The 18,516-nt window shown below is 62.8% G+C and carries 16 protein-coding genes; 6 read left to right on the top strand and 10 right to left on the bottom strand.

Annotation, left to right across the window (positions count from 1 at the left end):
- Positions 1–135: 135 nt before the first annotated feature.
- The gene (pal, locus tag VK804_RS30595; RefSeq protein WP_325752021.1) at positions 136–627 is read left to right on the top strand and encodes a peptidoglycan-associated lipoprotein Pal; all 492 of its coding nucleotides are present in this window, start codon (positions 136–138) and stop codon (positions 625–627) included.
- 70 nt (positions 628–697) lie between these two features.
- Here pal and VK804_RS30590 read toward each other — a convergent pair whose 3' ends face one another.
- Positions 698–1,570 carry an alpha/beta hydrolase gene (locus VK804_RS30590; protein ID WP_325752020.1) on the bottom strand — a complete coding sequence of 291 codons (873 nt, stop codon included), beginning with the start codon at positions 1,568–1,570 and terminating at the stop codon, positions 698–700.
- Between the two features lie 187 nt (positions 1,571–1,757).
- Here VK804_RS30590 and ybgF point away from each other — a divergent pair, with 187 nt between their 5' ends.
- From ybgF to ftsH, 3 genes are all read left to right on the top strand, one after another.
- Positions 1,758–2,771 (top strand): tol-pal system protein YbgF, encoded by a 1,014-nt coding sequence (gene ybgF / locus VK804_RS30585; RefSeq protein WP_325752029.1) that lies wholly within the window; start codon positions 1,758–1,760, stop codon positions 2,769–2,771.
- Between the two features lie 99 nt (positions 2,772–2,870).
- A complete protein-coding gene (gene tilS / locus VK804_RS30580; protein WP_325752019.1) occupies positions 2,871–3,896 on the top strand; it encodes a tRNA lysidine(34) synthetase TilS in 1,026 nt (341 codons plus the stop codon).
- A 261-nt stretch (positions 3,897–4,157) separates the two neighbouring features.
- Positions 4,158–6,080: an ATP-dependent zinc metalloprotease FtsH gene (gene ftsH / locus VK804_RS30575; RefSeq protein WP_325752018.1), complete on the top strand. Its 1,923-nt coding sequence runs from the start codon at positions 4,158–4,160 to the stop codon at positions 6,078–6,080.
- Positions 6,081–6,242: 162 nt separating this feature from the next.
- On the opposite strand, the gene VK804_RS30570 is transcribed toward ftsH, so the two are convergent.
- Entirely contained in the window at positions 6,243–8,963 is a 2,721-nt protein-coding gene (locus tag VK804_RS30570) for a CHAT domain-containing tetratricopeptide repeat protein (RefSeq protein ID WP_325752017.1), read from the bottom strand.
- A 57-nt stretch (positions 8,964–9,020) separates the two neighbouring features.
- Positions 9,021–9,650 (bottom strand): hypothetical protein, encoded by a 630-nt coding sequence (locus VK804_RS30565; RefSeq protein WP_325752016.1) that lies wholly within the window; start codon positions 9,648–9,650, stop codon positions 9,021–9,023.
- 218 nt (positions 9,651–9,868) lie between these two features.
- On the opposite strand from VK804_RS30565, the gene VK804_RS30560 reads away from it, so the two are divergent.
- Positions 9,869–11,074, top strand: a complete 1,206-nt coding sequence (locus tag VK804_RS30560) for an ABC transporter substrate-binding protein (protein WP_325752015.1) — start codon at positions 9,869–9,871, stop codon at positions 11,072–11,074.
- Positions 11,075–11,137: 63 nt separating this feature from the next.
- On the opposite strand, the gene VK804_RS30555 is transcribed toward VK804_RS30560, so the two are convergent.
- Positions 11,138–11,662, bottom strand: a complete 525-nt coding sequence (locus VK804_RS30555; RefSeq protein ID WP_325752014.1) for a hypothetical protein — start codon at positions 11,660–11,662, stop codon at positions 11,138–11,140.
- Positions 11,663–11,756: 94 nt separating this feature from the next.
- Positions 11,757–12,452 (bottom strand): 2-phosphosulfolactate phosphatase, encoded by a 696-nt coding sequence (locus VK804_RS30550; protein ID WP_325752013.1) that lies wholly within the window; start codon positions 12,450–12,452, stop codon positions 11,757–11,759.
- A 475-nt stretch (positions 12,453–12,927) separates the two neighbouring features.
- Here VK804_RS30550 and VK804_RS30545 point away from each other — a divergent pair, with 475 nt between their 5' ends.
- Positions 12,928–15,321 (top strand): PAS-domain containing protein, encoded by a 2,394-nt coding sequence (locus VK804_RS30545; RefSeq protein ID WP_325752012.1) that lies wholly within the window; start codon positions 12,928–12,930, stop codon positions 15,319–15,321.
- Positions 15,322–15,515: 194 nt separating this feature from the next.
- On the opposite strand, the gene VK804_RS30540 is transcribed toward VK804_RS30545, so the two are convergent.
- The 5 genes from VK804_RS30540 to VK804_RS30520 form a co-directional block, all read right to left on the bottom strand.
- The gene (locus VK804_RS30540; protein WP_325752011.1) at positions 15,516–16,442 is read right to left on the bottom strand and encodes a hypothetical protein; all 927 of its coding nucleotides are present in this window, start codon (positions 16,440–16,442) and stop codon (positions 15,516–15,518) included.
- The gene (locus VK804_RS30535; protein ID WP_325752010.1) at positions 16,439–16,903 is read right to left on the bottom strand and encodes a hypothetical protein; all 465 of its coding nucleotides are present in this window, start codon (positions 16,901–16,903) and stop codon (positions 16,439–16,441) included. Before VK804_RS30535 ends, VK804_RS30540 begins: the two co-directional genes overlap by 4 nt.
- 264 nt (positions 16,904–17,167) lie before the next feature.
- Positions 17,168–17,644: a hypothetical protein gene (locus tag VK804_RS30530; RefSeq protein ID WP_325752009.1), complete on the bottom strand. Its 477-nt coding sequence runs from the start codon at positions 17,642–17,644 to the stop codon at positions 17,168–17,170.
- Positions 17,645–17,654: 10 nt separating this feature from the next.
- Positions 17,655–18,134 (bottom strand): fusaric acid resistance protein FusE, encoded by a 480-nt coding sequence (locus tag VK804_RS30525; RefSeq protein WP_325752008.1) that lies wholly within the window; start codon positions 18,132–18,134, stop codon positions 17,655–17,657.
- 42 nt (positions 18,135–18,176) lie between these two features.
- Positions 18,177–18,516: DUF1214 domain-containing protein (locus tag VK804_RS30520; RefSeq protein WP_325752007.1), on the bottom strand; the 340-nt coding region annotated here is incomplete at its 5' end.

Genomic DNA, 18,516 nt, shown 5'->3' with positions numbered 1-18,516 from the left:
ATCGCGGTTGCTTTTCGCGAATTGTCGGCATTTGATCGGGTCCGGCAACATCCCATCAAGGTTGACGGAACGTTCGCTTAACCAACGACCTGTAGACCGGACAGGGTCGAACTACGTGAGCGTGGAGGCTCCGGAATGAAATATCAAATGCGTATCCTCCAGGGATTCAAGCTGGCCGCGGTACTCGCGGTCGCGCTGTCGATGGGTGCCTGCGCCAACAAGAACCTCGGCGCCGACGGCGCGATGGCCAACATGGCAACCCCGGGCAGCCAGCAGGACTTCGTGGTCAATGTCGGGGACCGCGTGTTCTTCGAAAGCGACCAGACCGACCTGTCGCCGCAGGCGATCGCCACGCTGGAGAAGCAGGCGCGCTGGCTGCAGACCTATCCCCGCTACGCCTTCACCATCGAAGGCCATGCCGACGAGCGCGGCACCCGCGAATACAACATCGCACTCGGCGCGCGGCGCGCCCAGTCGGTGCGCACCTTCCTGGCCTCGCGCGGCATCGACGCCTCGCGGATGCGGACCATCTCCTACGGCAAGGAGCGCCCGGTCGCGGTCTGCAACGACATCTCCTGCTGGTCGCAGAACCGCCGTGCGGTCACGGTGCTGAACGCCAGCTCCTGAGTTGTTCGCAGGACAGTTTCTTTGCCGGCGCCTTCGGGCGCCGGTTTTGTTTTGGGCGATGCCCTGCGCGCTAACGCCCCGCGATAAAATCCCGGATCACCGCCATGGCGCGTTCAGGCGCGTCGGGAACCACGCCGTGGCCGCAGCCGGCGAAGCGTTCGAACCGCACCAGATGCGAAGGCAGCGCGGCCGCGATGTCCGCCTGACTTTCGATCGGATGCATCGGATCGTCTTCGCCGCCGAGCACGAGCGTGGGGCACTGGATGCGATGCAGATCGGGGAACATGTTGAAGCTGTGGCTCTCGCCGGCCGGGTTCGCGAAGAAGTGCAGCCCGACCGCAGGTCTTCCGACGGTCCGGCTTCCGATATGAGGGTCACGCGGCGTTCGCGTATAGACGGGGAAGGCGAGCTTTCGCCAGGCGTCGACTGACGCCTGATCCCGCGGGCTGTCGGCGTCCAGGAACCTGCGGCGCGCGAGCTCGCCCACCTCGGGGCCGCCGAAGCGCTCGAACAGCGCCACGCGCCGGTCAAGGTGGGTGTCGCCTGCCGCCTCGGTTGAGATCAGCACCAGTTTCGACGGGTGGGCCGGATGACGGGTGGCGTAAGCCAGCGCCACCATGCCGCCGAATGACGCGCCAAGCACGATCGGGCTGACGATGCCGAGCGCGTCGCAAAACGCGCGCACGTCGTCACCCCATTGCGCCAGATTCCAGCCCGCGCGGGGCCCGTCCTCGCTTCGGCCGTTGCCGCGGTGGTCGAGATAGACGATCTGGGCGACATCGGCGAGCGCCGAGTAGGCGGGCTTGTAAATCGAATGGTCGAAGCCCGGGCCGCCATGCAGCATCACTAGCGTCGGCTTCTCCCGCATGATCGGGCCGTCCGGGACCAGCTTGGCGCCCTCGACGTCGAAGAACAGCCGCACGCCGTTGACGAGGATGTGCATGGCCCGGCGTCCGCTCCGGTTGCTGGTGTTTGATCGGCTCAAGCCGCTTGCTTGTTCTGAAGCTGACACTAAACCATACCTTGAGACCAGCGCCCTGATTTGGCACCGCAGTCACATTTTTGGCGTACTCCCTCTCTCAATGTGTTCCCGCTTTCGAGGTCACGTTCGATTTCGTCGTCAGGCCCAGATGTCATCCAGATTTTCTCAACTTACGCGCGCCGTGGCCGCCATCACGATGCTGATGCTGGTATCGCCGGGCCTGTCTTCTCGCGCGATCGCGCAATCCGACGATACCGACCCTGAAATGCGGGTTCAGCAGCTGGAGAACCAGCTGCGCCAGCTCACCGGCCAGAACGAGGAGCTGCAATATCGCAACCGGCAGCTCGAGGATCGCCTGAGGCAGCTTCAGGGCGGCGCGCAGGCGGTGGCCCCAGGCGGCCCGCCTCCCGTCGCCCAACCCAGTGTCGCCGCGGTGCCTCCGGCGCAACTCGGGCCGCCTGTGCGGCAGCCCGGCTATGACCCGCAGATTGCCGCACCGCCGCCGATCGTCCAGGAGGAGGCCGCAGTGCCGCCGTCGCCGGGCCGGCGACGCGGCGATGCGTTCGATCCGAGCCAGAATCCGAACGCCCCGGGCGCGCCGCATGCGCTCGGCGGCGGCCAGCTTCCGGTTCCGGCCGAGACGGCCGTCGGCGCGCCGGGCGGGCGTGGCCCAGGCGAGCCGCTGGACCTCTCTAATACCGGAGGTGCGGGTTACCCGGCGGCAGCTGCGCCCCGGGGCGCTGGCACGGGCGCTGAGCTGGCCACCCTGCCGCCGTCGGCAACCCCGCGGGACGAGTTCGATCTCGGCATCGGCTACATGCAGCACAGGGACTATGAGCTGGCCGAAAAAACCATGCGCAACTTCGCGCAAAAATACCCCAGCGATCCCCTGGTCGCGGATTCGCAATACTGGCTCGGCGAGAGTTTCTTCCAGCGCCAGCAATATCGCGACGCCGCGGAAACCTTCCTCGGGGTGACCACCAAATTCGACAAATCGGCGAAGGCCCCGGACGCCCTGCTGCGGCTCGGTCAGTCGCTGGCGGCGCTGAAGGAGAAGGAGGCCGCCTGCGCCGCGTTCGGCGAGGTGCTGCGGAAATATCCCCGCGCCTCCAGCGGCGTCAAGGCCACCGTCGATCGCGAGCAGAAGCGGGTGAAGTGCTGAGCCTGCTTGACCGGCCCGTCGCGATCAAGCGATGTTGGCATTGTGGCCGGATCGCCGCGCGCGCATATTAAACGGGCTCGCATATCAGCCGGCAGCGCCATGCCCGACGACGATCAATCCCCGATTTCGGCAAGCGAGGCGAAACGCCTGTTCGCGGAATGGAAGGCCGCGCCCGCGATCGTGCTGGCGGTGTCCGGCGGCCCGGATTCGATCGCGCTGATGTGGCTGGCGGCGCGCTGGCGCGGCGCCTTGGTGCGCGGCCCACGGCTGATCGCGGTCACCGTCGACCACGGCCTGCGCACCGAGGCAGCAACCGAAGCGCGCGACGTCAAGCGGCTGGCGCGCACGCTCGATCTGCCCCACCGCACGCTGCGCTGGCGTGGCACGAAACCGAAAACCGGATTGCCGGCCGCGGCGCGCGAGGTGCGATACCGGCTATTGGCGCAAGCGGCGCGCGAGAGCGGCGCGACGCATATCCTCACCGCGCATACCCGCGACGATCAGGCCGAGACGCTGTTGATGCGGCTGTTGCGCGGCAGCGGCATCGCCGGTCTTTCGGCGATGGCGCGCGAGAGCCAGCGCGACGGTGTGGGGCTGGCTCGCCCGTTCCTGAACGTTTCGAAAGCGCAGCTGGTCGCGACGCTCGAAAAGGCCAAAATCGCCTTCGCCGACGATCCGACCAATCGCGATGTGAGCTTCACGCGTCCACGGCTGCGCGCGCTGATGCCGGCGCTCGCCGCCGAAGGGGGCGATGCGCGCAATCTGGCGCGGCTGGCCTCGCGGCTGGCCCGGGCCAACGCGGCGGTGGAGGTGCTGGTCGATGGCGCCGAGCGCTACCTCGCACTCCGGGGTGGCGAGACGCCGCGGCCCGGATTCGACGCCAAAGCGTTTGCCGCGATGCCAGAGGAAATCCGGCTGCGGCTGTTGCTGCGCGCCATCAACCGGTTCGGTCATGAGGGCCCGGCGGAACTCGGTAAGGTCGAAGCCTTGCTGGCGGCGCTGGACCGGGCTTTTGCGAAAGGAGCCCGGCCGCGGCTGAAACAGACGCTGGCGGGTGCGCTGGTCAGCCTGATCGACGGCCGAATCCGCGTCGAGGCGGCGCCGCCCCGCGGCCGGCGGGGGTAGCCGCGCAAGCCGGCGATCGGGCCGAATTGCCGGCGTCATCCGGCCAGTTCACTGCGAGAGTCTTAACCACCCCCGAAATACGGCGGCTTTTGCCGCCATTATTTGAACGGGAATCACGCTAGGATGGGCTAAATAGTCCTATCTGGTTCCCTTGGCAGCGACCGGGGCGGCACCTAGATTGTATTGCAGTCCGGCGAGGGATTCCCTCGTGCCTGCCCAAGGACATAAGGCCGCGATCCGCGCGACCACGAAGGAAGTTCGATGAACGCCAATCTGCGCAATTTCGCCCTCTGGGTCATCATTGTTCTATTGCTGTTGGCACTGTTCACGCTCTTCCAGAACCCGGGTCAGCGCGCCTCTTCCCAGGACATTTCCTTCTCGCAGCTGTTGACCGAGGTCGATCAGGGCCACGTGCGCGACGTCGTCATCCAGGGGCCGGAAATCCACGGCACCTTCAACAACGGCTCGAGCTTCCAGACCTATGCGCCGAACGACCCGACCCTGGTCTCGCGGCTGTATAACGGCAAGGTCCAGATCACCGCGAAGCCGCCCGGCGACAACGTGCCGTGGTTCGTGTCGCTCCTGGTCTCGTGGCTGCCGTTCATCGCGCTGATCGGGGTCTGGATTTTCCTGTCGCGGCAGATGCAGGGCGGCGCCGGCAAGGCGATGGGCTTCGGCAAGTCGCGCGCCAAGATGCTGACGGAAGCGCATGGCCGCGTCACCTTCGAGGACGTCGCCGGCGTCGACGAGGCCAAGCAGGATTTGCAGGAGATCGTCGAATTCCTGCGCGATCCCGGAAAATATCAACGGCTGGGCGGCCGGATTCCGCGCGGCGTGCTGTTGATCGGCCCGCCCGGCACCGGCAAGACGCTGATCGCGCGCGCGGTCGCCGGCGAAGCCAATGTGCCGTTCTTCACGATTTCGGGCTCGGACTTCGTCGAGATGTTCGTCGGCGTCGGCGCATCCCGCGTCCGCGACATGTTCGAGCAGGCCAAGAAGAACGCGCCCTGCATCATTTTCATCGACGAAATCGACGCGGTCGGCCGCCATCGCGGCGCCGGCCTCGGCGGCGGCAATGACGAGCGCGAGCAGACGCTGAACCAGTTGCTGGTCGAGATGGACGGCTTCGAGGCCAATGAAGGCGTGATCCTGGTTGCCGCGACCAACCGGCCGGACGTGCTCGATCCGGCGCTGCTGCGCCCGGGCCGTTTCGACCGCCAGGTGGTGGTCCCGAACCCCGACGTCGTCGGCCGCGAACAGATCCTGAAGGTTCACGTCCGCAAGGTGCCGCTGGCGCCGGACATCAACCTGAAGACCATCGCCCGCGGCACTCCCGGCTTTTCGGGCGCCGACCTGATGAACCTCGTCAACGAGGCGGCGCTCACCGCCGCGCGCCGCAACAAGCGCATGGTGACGCAAGCCGAGTTCGAGGAAGCCAAAGACAAGGTGATGATGGGCGCCGAGCGCAAGTCGCTGGTGATGAGCGAAGAGGAGAAGATGCTGACCGCCTATCATGAGGCCGGCCACGCCATCGTCGGCCTCAACGTCACCGCCGGCATCCCGATCCACAAGGCCACCATCATTCCGCGCGGCCGCGCCATGGGCATGGTGAACTTCCTGCCCGAGGGCGACCGCTATTCGATGAAGTACAAGGAATTCACCTCGCAGCTCGCGGTCGCGATGGGCGGACGCGTGGCGGAGGAGATCACCTTCGGCAAGGAGAACATCACCTCCGGCGCCTCGCAGGACATCCGGCAGGCGACCAAGATGGCCAAGGCCATGGTGACGCAGTTCGGCTACTCGGAAGAGCTCGGCACGGTGGCCTATGGCGACAACCAGGAAGAGGTGTTTCTGGGCATGTCGATGGGGCGCACCCAGAACCTGTCGGAATCCACCGCCCAGAAGATCGACATGGAAGTCCGGCGGCTGGTCGACGAAGGCTATGAGACGGCGCGGCGCATCCTGACCGAGAAGAAGAACGAATTCGAAACGCTGGCGAAAGCATTGCTCGAGTTCGAAACCCTGTCGGGCGACGAAATCAAGGATCTCTTGATCGGCAAGCGGCCGAACCGCGAATCCATTCTGGAGCCGATCGGCCCGCGTACTTCCGCAGTGCCGCCGGCCGGCAAGCCGCGCCCGCGTCCCGACCCCGATCCGGGCCTGGAGCCGCAACCGCAGGCGTGAGGTAAGCCCCGGTTATTCCGGCAAACCCATTGTGCAAAGCCCGGCATCATGCCGGGCTTTCGCATTTTTGCGGACGGCGTATCAGCGGCTTACGGCGACATCGTCGGCCGATTGCCTGCCGGGATCGCGCGGGTGAAGTGATCCTCGCGCTGCTTCGTCACTTCACTTCACCGAGCCCTCTCCGACCACCGAGAACGGCCCCCAATAGGCTGGATTGGCATGTTTCTCATCCGGGGCGTCGTTCAGATAGGCCCCCATGGCGCGGCTTAGCGCCCCGGCGCGGCCGATGGCCGGATCCTTGCCGAGGAAATCGAATGTCGAAATCGTCAGCTGCGTTGCCGCGTCCGATGCGACCGCCCAGTGCGAGACCAATAGCGCGCGGCTGCCGGCATAGAAGAACGCCCGCGCCAGCCCCGACAGCGCGTCCGCGCCCGGCGCGTTGCCCGCCATCGTGTTGCAGGCCGACAGCACCACCCAGTCCGCGTTGAGCTTGAGCTCGGCTACCTCGCTCGAGGTCAACAGGCCGTCGTCGGCGGCGGTGGGGTTGGGCGGAATCGAAAGCACCAGCGAAGGTTCGCCTATGCCCGTGATCTGGCCCGCGACCAGGCCGTGGGTGGCGAAATAAATCACGCGATAGTTCGACAGCTGCGCCTGCTTGACGATGGTCTCGCTGGCGTCCTTGCCGAGATGGATATCTTCCGGTGCGGCGCCGAGCCGGTCGGCGATATCCCTGATCTCTTCGGCGGTTTCCGGCAGCGGGTCCAGCGTCGCCAGCCTGCCGCGGTCGACCGACCCGCGCGCGGTCCAGAATTCATTGTAGCCGCGACTTCTCGCCATGCCGCGCTGATTGCCGGCAGGCGCGTTGTTCTGGAACAACGGATTGCCGAAACCGATGAAGGGCTTTGTCCCATGGTCGGTGCGGGCGGTCGATCGCAGCGCCTTCAGGCTCGCAACCGACGGCAATACCGACACCGCCTGGCGCTGGAACAGCCAGGGCGCATCGCGATAGGCCGGCTGGGCGTTGGGCTCGACTGGCGCTGCCGGCGGCCGGCCGGTGACCAGCAGATGAAACGGCAGCGAGGTCAGCGCGCCCGATGGCACCACGGCGAGGTTGTGCTTGTCCTTGATGGTCGCCTCGACCGGCCCGAACAATCCGGAATAGAGCTCGTGGGCGAGCTCGAGATTGAAATAGATGATCGGCCTTCCGGCCTTGATCGAGGCGTCCAGCTCGTCGACATCGAGCCCGCGGCGGAAGGCCACGACTTTCTCGCCGAGGTCTTTCCTGGACAACGCAATCGTGTGCCATTCGAAGGCGTCATGCGTCAGCGCGAAAACGTAGGACGCCTTGTCGCCCGGCAGGAAGAACACCAGCGCTTCGTCGGGTGCGAGCAGCTTTTGCGCGTCCGCCACGGTGAGCGGTTTCGGATTGGAAAGCGCGGCATAATCCGGGAAATCCTTGTCGATCCTGGCTTCCAGTGTCTTCTGCTTGTCCTCCAGCTGCACGATTTGCCGGCGCAGCGCCTCGATGGCGGCGCGGTTCTGCTGGCCTATCGGCTTCGAGACTTCCGCGATCAGCGCCTTGTCGCGCTCGCGCCACTGCACGGAGGTGTCCTGGCTCTCGCGCACCAGTGCTGCGACCGCGTCGCCTCCGGCGGCGAGGCGAACGCCCAATTGCTGCACGGCGCCTGCGGTGACGGATTGCACCGCCCATTGCGCCGCCTGCAGGGCCTCGTCGCCGAGCTGCGGCGCGGGGCTAGCGGCCTGGGCAGCGGCGAGATTGTCGACATGCTGGATGAAATAGCTGGCGCTTTGCTCCACCAGCCCGCCCGCGCCCTGTTGCTGCCGCACCGCGAGCGTCTCGGTCCTGGCGTGCTCGATGACGGCGGCGGTGGCCTTGCGGGAATAGTCGACCGCGGCCGTGGTGTTGCCGCTCGCAGCTGAGAGCTGCGACAGCGCGATCAGGTTCCTTGCCACGCTCGGATGGCTGGGACCGAGCGCCTCGGTGCGGATCACGAGCGCGCTCTGCAGGAGCTGCTCGGCTTCGGGGAATTTGCTTTCCTGCACCAGCACATTGGCGAGGCTGTTCTGCGTGGTGGCGATCACCCAATGCTTCGGCGGCAGATATTTCAGCCGGAGTGCGAGCGCCTGGCGCAAATCCGCTTCCGCCAGGTCGTACTGCTTCCTCTTGGCGTAGGCCTCGCCGCGATTCTGGTACAGCACCGAAATGTTCTGATGGGTCGGCCCGAACTCCTTCGACCACAGCGGGATGACGTCGGTGATCTCCGCGATCATCTTGTCGTAGGCCTGGTTGGCCTCCTCCAGCTGGCCGTTCTCCGCCTTCGCGTTCGCCTCCATACCGTGGAGGACGGCGAGATTGTTGATGCCGTTGCCGGTCCAGATGTTGTGCTCCTTGCCCGGCGGCAGCTTTTTGTAGAGCTCGAGCGAACGCTGGAACAGTTTCTCGGCGTCGGCAAACATGTTCTGGTTGAGATAGACGCCGCCGAGATTGTTCAACGCCTGCGCCAGCGCGAAATTCGAGCCTTGCCCGCCGCGCTCGAGCATGGCGACCACGGTCTTCAGGGTGTTTTCCGCATCCCCAAACCGTCCGACGTCGCGATAGAAATTGCCGAGCTGCGACATCAGGATGGCCGTCACCTTGTCGTCGCCCCTCGATCTGGCGATGGCAACCGTCTGTTCGGCGAGCGCAATCGCCTCGGTCTTTTGGCCGGACTGGTAGAGCCGGATGACCTGCTGGTTCTTTTCCGCCAGATCGCGTTGCGCGTAAGCGTCTTGCATCGGGACCATCAGCGCCAGAACGGCGAGGCTCAAGACCAGGAGGATGAAACGAAAACCAAGTCTATCAGTGTAACCGGAGGCACGCATGGAAACCTCGATCGAAATGGCCGTCAAAAAATTCAAAATGCCGAAAGAATCCCCGGCTCAACTTCTGCTCTGCCAATCGCTGATGGTCATGATGTCAGGTGCCTGGCCGTAGGCCTTGGTCCAGGAATCCACCGACCATTCGGTGCCGGTTGCGGTCTCCACGATCACCGGCGTGGTGTGCGGCTGCTTGCCGTCGACGAACAGGCCGCGCGAGACCGGTTCGCCGACCCGGTGATACCGCAGCAGCTTGTTGCGATCGAGCACGATCAGCAGTTCGGTGATGTTCGCGGTCAGGTCGATGCAATCCATCTGCGAGGGACCGGATTTAGTGGCGGCGCCGGCGCGCGCGATCCGCCCCACGGTGCCGGCGGCGCGGCCGCCCTCGCGATCGAACCAGGCAACCGCTTTGGCCAGAACCCGTCGCTCCTCCTTCGCCGAATGCGCGGCGCCAAGCATCGCCCTCAGATTGGCGACCCTGGCCGGCGTCAGGACGAACTGGTTGCGATAGGCGCAGCCAAAGCCGTGGCAGACGACGAGGATTTGCGAAGGCTGCGGATTGAGCGAGAGCTTTTCGAGAAACGCGGCGCCGCCGCCGCTGGCGGCAGCCTCGAGCGGCAGCACGGCCGAGGCGACCGCGATCGCGGCGCAGAGCAATTTCGAGAGACGGGAAAGGATTTTGGTACGCATGATGTGTCGCGCGGCTAAAACTGTGATCGGCAATGGTCTTTGAACCGCCGGCAGGTTACGCAATTTTGCCAACTCCTGCCAGCCATCTCCGGCGAGGGGCCGGCCGCAATTATGAATGGCGTCCATTCCGCCAACATGGCATGTTTTGATGACAATGAGATCGCGGCCGGTCGCGCAGCTGCCATCGAACATCAAGAACAGGCCGGGGGAGGGGATTGATGCGCCTTGTTTCCACGATTTGCCGTGTGGGCGCGTTGGTTGCGCTGGCTTGTCCGGTGGTCGCGCCGGCGGCCGAGATGCGCGGGGTCACGCCGACCGAGATCAAGATCGGCCAGACCATGCCCTACAGCGGCCCGGTTTCGGCGTTCGGCGCGCTCGGCAAGGGCGAGGTCGCCTATTTCAAGATGCTCAACGAGCACGGCGGCATCAACGGCCGCAAGGTCAACCTGATTTCGCTGGATGACGGCTACGCGCCGCCGAAAACCGTCGAGCAGACCCGGCGGCTGGTGGAGAGCGACGAGGTGGCGCTGATCTTTTCCCCGATCGGCACCGCCCACAACACCGCGATCGCGAAATACCTGCAGGGCAAGAACATCCCGCAGCTGTTCGTCGGCTCCGGCGCCTCGAAATTCGCCGACATCGCGCAATATCCGCAGGCCACCCTCGGCGTGCAGGGGCCGTTCCGTTACGAGGCGCGGCTTTACGCGCGCTATGCGCTCGCGAAAAATCCGAACGCCAAATTCGCGGTGATCTCGCAGAACGACGATTTCGGGCGCGACTATCTGCTGGGCCTGAAGGACGTGCTCGGCGACAAATATGATTCCCTCGTGACGGGCGTGACCTACGAGGTCCAGGATCCGACCATCGACAGCCAGATCGTCAAGCTGAAGGCCTCCGGCGCCGACGTGTTCGTGATTGCGGCGACGCCGAAATTCGCCGCGCAGTCGATCCGCAAGGCCTTCGAGATCGGCTGGCGCCCGATGACCTTCCTGTCCAACGTCGCGGTCTGGATCAACACCGTGATGCAGCCCGCGGGGCTGGAAGCCGGTATCGGCATCCTCTCCACCGCCTATATCAAGGACCCCGACGATCCCGCCTGGAAGGACGATGCCGGCGTCAAGGCCTGGCGTGAATTCATGGTCAAATACGCCCCTGACGGCGACCTGCATGATGCCAACTACGTCAACGCCTACAACAGCGCGATGACGCTGGAATACGTGCTGAAGGCCTGCGGCGACGATCTGTCGACCGAGAACATTTTGAAGCATGCCTATTCGATCAGGGATCTCGAACTGCCGATGCTGCTGCCCGGCATCAAGGTCAATACGTCCGCGACCGATCACGTCCCGGTCGACCAGATGCAGTTCATGCGCTTCAACGGCAAGAGCTGGGAGCGGTTCGGCGCGCTGGAGACGGGGAATTGACGCGCCGTTATGACGGGGCGACGCGAAGTGGCGAACCCGGAATGACAACGATAGTCCGCTCGGCTATTCCACCCGGCGGTGCCGGCGGACCATGGTGAGCGTGAGGTCCCAGGCGTTGCGGATGTTGACGATCGCCAACAACAAGAGAGCTCCTGCCAGTGCATGCAGCCCAAAATCCCTTTCCAGGAAGATCGACACGGCGGCCGCCAGCAGCGCGAGGTAACCGAGGCCGGGCAACAAGCCGTAGGCCAGATAGTCCTCCAGATAGTTGGTCATGTCGGTACGCACGACCCGGACCGTGATGTACGTCGAGAGGATGGCGCCGATCAAAGCGGTGACGCCAATCAGCGCGGCGAAGTATTTGGCCTGATGCCACGGGCACAAAGCGACGGCAGACAGGAAGAACACGGTCGTGAAATGGACGACGACCGGGCTCATGAATGTGTGCGTCGCCGAGTGGGGCTCATCGGTCAAAAGACCGACGCCGAGCGAGACAGCGACGAACAGCAAGGCGAGTAAGGTCGCGCCTGCCGTTCCTACCAGCACGTAGAAGTCGTGCCATTCCTTCAGCGCATCAACTGCCCACACGAACGAGCCCCGTGCTTCCACAGCCCTGACGCCACGGCGAACCTGACATCGATAGGGCGCAGGCCATCCTACCGGGCCCGATCCCGGTCTCACACTATAATTTCATGATTTCTGCTCGGGCGACCGGTCGTCCGCCCTCTAACACCGTCCGAATAGCGAAATCATAACGGTCGACGTCCAGCGCGATGTCCAAATCACGTCGATCCAAATGTGGCCGGCTCGGATCGTGAAACCGTAGAGCGTCGCCGCCAGCCAGGATAACCTGACGCACAGCATGTGCATCACCGCGGCGACCTTCAAGAAGGTTACGTAGATGAAGAGCGCACAACTCATCTTCGTCCGTTCTGACCATTGCATTGTTGCCCATGGCCACCAACGAGATACGACCTGACCCGGACGACAACAGCGCACGTGCCGTTGCGCTGGCCGTCACCAGTGAGGTCGCGTAAAGCCGCTCAGCGTGTCGCGCAGCGACGATGCCCTGAGTGCCGGCGCTTGTTCTTTGAACAATGGACTTTCCGCCAAAATCGACGTTGGAAACCTCGAACGGCGAATTTCCGAAATCGAACCCGGCTGGCGCCCGGCCGCCAACCTCTCCCATACAGATGTCGGCAAGACCGCTTTCCCTGAGCGCCAAGGCCTCTTCCACGGTACCGACCATGGTAATTTGCGAAGCTCCGTTAGCCAATACGACGGCAGCGGTTGTGAAGGCGCGGAAAACGTCGATGATGGCTACCGCTCCCGTCGCTTGGGCGGCCCCATCCAAAAGACTTCCAATCCAGATTTCCATAAGCTGTATTCACGCTCCACAGGTCAAATGCAAGCTTGCTGCAGCAAGCTCCGCGGCTCAGCCTTGATCAAGTCACACGTCGAATATTTGCGACGTTTTTGTATTTGTGAAATTGCGGGCAGGAAACGAATTCGACGCCTGGACGATTTTCCGCTCTTGGCCCCAAAACCGACATGCCGGCGCGGCCTGACGATGTCCGTTCCTCGGGGTAGACCGGAAGTGGCCTTTCAGGGTTGTGAGGATCGCTTTTGACCCAAAATGGACGTTAGCGCAGCGGTTACACCGGAGCGCCTCCCTACCCTTCATGCATTGCACAAAAAGATGGATTCTTCGGAGTCGGGTCATAAGTTGTGCAACAGCGACAGCAAGGCCGCCACGTGGCGGTCCGCCGAGCGTGCACCTGGATAAATCTGCCACTTCGGTATGATTTACTGTCATGCTCCCTTCGAAAGTTGCCGGGACCCGGGGCCACACCATGGTTGTAGACGCCAGACTTTCTGCCGGACTGGATAAAATCAACGCAGGATTTGCAGTCTTCGACGAAAACCTGCGGCTTGTCTTTTGCAACTCGCGTTACCCGCTGATACGTGGCTATCCGATCGAACTTTGCACGCCGGGCGTCACGCTGGCGGAGCTGTTCCGGTACAACGCAGCGCGCGGAGACTACGGAAATGGCGACGCCGAGCTGCAGGTTGCAGAACGCATCGCTCAAATCCGGCGCAACGAAGATGTCATGGTCGATCAAGCGTTGAGCGATGGCCGCATCCTCGCGGCAAGCTACCGCCCCCTGGCCGCGGGTGGCCTGATGACGACGTATGAAGATGTCACGGAGATGCGCCGCGCTGAACTAACGCTGCGGCGCGACCAGGCCCGCTACGAGCAAGTCACCAAGGCCATTAGCGAGGGACTCTACGACTGGAACATCGAATCGAATGACCTCCAGGTCTCCGAGCATTTGAATGCTCTGTTTGATTTCGCAGAAGGCGAACTGAACGCGTCAGATTGGATCGCCCGGCTGCACCCGGACGACTTCGCATCATACCGTGCCGCGCTGCGTGCGCACCTGACGGGCGCAACGTCGGTACTCGATACCGAATATCGGATTCGCGACAAAGCCGATGTCTATCGCTGGGTCCAGGATCGCGGCATAGCCACGCGTAACCTCGCTGGACGTGCCGTCCGGTTGGTCGGTGCGGTCAGTGATATTGCGATCCGGAAGAATGCCGAGCGAGCCTTGAGGAATAGCGAAGAGCGCTATTCGCTTGCCATGAGTGCAATCAATGAAGGTGTCTACGACTGGGATGTAGCTCGCGATGAGATTTTCTACTCGCCCAATGTGAGGGAGGTGATGGGGTTCACCGAGGAGGAGTTGAGGACGCCGAAGGACTGGATCCAGCGTATCCATCCGGAGGACCTGCCGGCCTATCGGGCCGCATGGGCGGCGCATTTCCGCGGCGAAACGCGACGGTTTCTCTGCGAAATGCGGTATCGCCATGTAGATGGCTCAATTCACTGGGCGCGTCAGCATGGCACCGGAATTCGGGATAGCAATGGCCGCGTCGTTCGCGTGGTCGGCTCGACCGGCGATATCAGCGCCGAGAAGACCCTCGAACGTGAGCGCGATGAAGCTCGAACTCGCTTGTCCGTGGCGCTGGAATCCATGTCGCAGGGTTTCGCATTGTTTGACGCCGAAGATCGGCTCGTGATGTGCAATAGCCCCTATCGCCGTTTCTTCACGGAAGGCGCCGATCCCGAGGTCGCCGCCATGGTGGTACCCGGCATGAGCTTTGAGGACTACGCTCGCAAAGCCTTTGAAAGCGGAATGTACCCTGACGCCGGCTCCGATATCGAGGCATACATGCGAGTTCGACTGGCGCGACGCCGCACGCCGGGAGGCGGTTTCGAATTACAGCTGCGCGATGGTACATGGCTCTACGTAACCGAAGAACCGACCCACGATAAGGGATTGGTTGCGATCTACACCGATATCACCGATGTGAAGCGTCGAGAACACGAATTGCAGGTGGCTCGGCTTGCTGCCGAAGCTGCGCTGGTTGACCTGCGCAGGGCGCAGGATCGTCTGGTGCAGACCGAGAAACTTGCATCGCTTGGCCAGGTTACCGCGGGTATTGCCCACGAAATCAAGAACCCGCTTAATTTTGTCAACAACTTTGCTGCGCTGTCGTCTGAATTGGTCGGAGAAATGAACGACGTGCTCGCGGGGGCTACGCTCGACAGGAAAACACGCGGTGAACTGGACGAGCTGGCGGAAACGCTGAAGAACAACCTCGAAAAGGTTGTTCAGCACGGCAAGCGCGCCGACTCCATTGTGAAAAACATGCTGCAGCATTCCCGTGAAGGTTCTGGCGAGCATCGTCCTACTGACATCAACGCGATAGTCGATGACAGCCTGAACCTGGCCTATCACGGCGCGCGAGCAGAGAAGGCAGGCTTCAGTATCGGCTTCCAACGCGATCTTGATCCGTCTGTCGGCATGGCTGATATCTATCCGCAAGAGATCACGCGAGTACTACTCAATCTGATATCGAACGGATTCTACGCCATCACGAAACGTAGAGCGGAAGTCGGTGACGGCTTCGAGTCAATGCTTTCCGCTGCGACGAAGAACCTGGGAGACAAGGTTGAAATCCGCATTCGCGACAACGGGACCGGCATCCCGGCAGGGGTCAAGGAGAAAATTTTCAACCCGTTCTTCACGACCAAGCCTTCCGGCGAAGGTACCGGGCTTGGCCTGTCGATAAGCCACGACATCATCGTGAAACAACACGGCGGCAGCATCGATGTCGAGACGGAGCCGGGAGTGTTCACGGAGTTCAAGATCGTCTTGCCGCGCGCGAGCCAAATTTGATTTGCCCCGCCTGTTTCATCGGCTCACAGCGTCTTATTTGCTGCCGCGCATGAGTGTTGGCCCCAAACGGACATGCCGGCGCGGCCTGACGATGTCCGTTGATCGGGGTAGACCGGAAGTGGCTGTTCAAGCGTCAAAGCCGCGCTTGGGATCCATCTCGGACGTCGGATCGACCCAGGCAAGTCGAGCGCACCTCACGCGCGCCGAGTCCGCTGCCAGACGCCCTGGCCGATCGCGGTGCCGAGCTGCCGCAAGGCGAGAGCGTTGAGCGGGAATTCCAGCACCACATGCACCAGGCTCAAGGCAAGCAGCACGGTGAAGCCGAAGGTATAATCGTAAAAATACAGCGCGGTGGATGCCGCGCTCGCGGCAGCAAGCAGCGCCAGCCGCGTCCTTGAGATGTCGGCCCAGCGGATCACCTCCGCTTTGATGAACCAGTTCAGGTAGTGATAGGTGTAGACGAAGGCGAGCAGGCTCGTCAGCTTGGTATCGAGCTTCACGCCTGCGATCCCGAGCAGCCTGCCGAGCGCCGGCGCCACGTTTCCGAAATATTCCTGCGTCACCCTGGCGAAAGCCGGAATCTGCGTCTCCGCCGATGGCGGCGCCACCAGCAGGATCAGGATCGCCGCCAGATAGAGCACGACCAGCAGCGCCTGCAGCTTGCTGCCCGACCGCACCGCGCCCAGCACCATGAAGACCAGCGTAAACAGCGACACGTGAATCAGGGTCGGAAGCAATATTCCAAGCACCGCAAGCGACGATCCGTTCATCGCCATCGCGGCGGTCAACCCGATCGCGATCATCACCAGCGCGGTGCTTTGCAAGGGTGTCGTTGCCGCCGCAAGCAGTACGCACACCACGAACGCCATCCACATCACGAAGCCGAACCAGGATGCGTTGTCGATCAGGGCAGCGATGACGGCAATGACGGCGAGCGCGATCGGGATGCTGCGATGGGGCAGGAAATATTTGCGGTCGTGCAGCCACGAGATTTCAGTGAAATAATGCGCCGGACCGAGCACCACATAGGACAGCAACAGCAGTTCGAACGGAACAAGGTAGGTGATTCCGAGCGCCGCGAACATCAATCCCATGTGGATGGCGTCGGTCGCGCGCTTCATGATGAATCCGCCCGCAAATCGCGTAACCGTGAATGGTTGCGCCATGTTCCCAGCCACCAGTAAAGTCCCGCCGTCACCAGTCCGGCCAGGGGAAATATGACCGTCGTCGGATCGGCCACCCAGCGCAGGAAGAATACAAGGAAGCTTTCGGTGGGCGGTCCCGAATCCTGGCCGCTGCCCTTCCACATCATCAGTGTCAGCGGCAGGAAAGCCGCCGCGCCCAGTATCGCGCCCAGCAGGCAGGCCTTCAGGCCCGTCATCGGCCGCGACAAGGAAAGCAGAAACAGCGAGGGCAGGAACAGGAATATCGTCGTGCCATAGGAGACGATACAGCCCGGGACCGCCAGGATCAGGAACGGTAGTACCGCGCCGTTGGTCTGGAGAGAACCCAGCATCAGGGCAGAAAACAGCAGCGGCACCGGCAAGGGTGCTAAAACGAGGCCGGTCCAACTGAAGCGCATGGCCGCCCCTCCGCAGCATGTCCGGATCGATGCAGCCCGCGGAAATCATGGTCGCCCAGGCATCCTACCCGCCTGATCGGCATCATGATCTGCCAACGGCACCGCATTCGGAAAAACACGGACTGTTGCATGCCTTTGTCGCGCTCATCGCCTGCGGCGTTCAACGATCCGGCGGCAGCCAGGCGGCGTCATTTTGGCGCAGGACTTGCCATGTCCGCGCGCGGCGCCGGCGCTGAACTGCCCGGTTTGAAAAGAGGCGTCTGCCTAACTCTGGCGGTTTCCGCCTAGCGCATTTCCCAATCGTTCCAGTTCAAGCGCGATGCAAAACAACGCGAACAGGGTGCCGGCAAGCAGCAGTCCTCGTCGTGCCAGCAGCAAAATGTCGATATCTGAGTCGAGCGCGGGAAGGTGTCGAAAAAACACGACCGAGAACAATGCCCCGCCGAAAATGAAGCTGAGACGGCCGAGGAACAGGAACAGGTGACTCAAAACCACGCTCGAACCTTGAAATGGAATCGGAATTCGCGAGAGGCGATACCAATAGGCGGCTTGCATCACGACCAGGGCAGCGATCGTCCAGGAATATTCGTTGGCGTCATATGGAATTTGTTCGCCTGGATTGCGCACCAACTGTCTGAAGGCCGGCAACTCGTTCCACATGACGAAAATCGCACCTGCTATTTGAACGGCAAGGAACAGCAGGTAAACGATGGTTTTCGGCTGATCCTTTTCCGGCTTCACGGGCGATCTCTCAAAGATACAGCGTCAGCGCCCTGCCGCAGAGCAGCAGCCAGCCGATCGTATCCAGCGGCGCCGACTTGGGCGCGTAAACGGTCGCCGTTCCCGACATGCCGGGCCGCAGCGCGGAAGGTTCGATGTCCTTCGGCCGTTCGATCACGACCGGATATTCCGCGGTCATCGGCAGCGAAGTGACCCGCGCCAGCGTCCCGGAGGAGGCGATCTGGCCTTCGCCGACGCCGGCCGCGATTTCCGCAATCGTCGAATTATAGAGATGGCCTGGATTGTTCGAGAGTGCGAATTGAATCCGCGCGCCCGGTTTGATGGTCTGGAATCCGTTCTGGGAGAAGATTCCGACCAGCCGCGTCGCGTCGGCCAGGATGAACGACATCACCGATTTCGAGGGCGTCGTGCCCCAACCCCAGCGCAGCCATCTCAGCGTGAAGAAAAGCAGCCAGACCAGGATTGCGTAGAGTAAGGCCACAATAACCATGGCGAAATCCCCTGGAGGCTAGCGTTGCGGCATCGCACGTCCCTACGTGACACGTTTCATTGGCGGCGCGATCCACTTTCCTTCCAACGCTTCGGGCTTCGGCCAATAGAGTCGCATGACAACGAGGAACGGCCCCTCCGGCGCAGGCAGCCAGTTGGTCTCCTTATCGGCACCGGGGGATTTGTTTTGGAAGTAGAGCGTAAACCCACCGTCGGCATCCTTTTTGAATTGCGGGATCATTGGCGAGTTCAGCAGATACCGATTGAGAGGATTGGCTACCATCAGTTGCGCGGGGAAATCGTACATGGTCATTGACCAGAACGCGTTGACGGGCGGCAATTGGTCCGGCGCGAAGCGAACCGCATAGCGGTTCGCTCCATTC

Source organism: Bradyrhizobium sp., assembly GCF_035484855.1.
Taxonomy (GTDB): Bacteria; Pseudomonadota; Alphaproteobacteria; order Rhizobiales; family Xanthobacteraceae; genus Bradyrhizobium.
The sequence above is the reverse complement of the archived record's forward strand: the minus strand, read 5'-3'. Positions and strand labels throughout refer to the sequence as shown.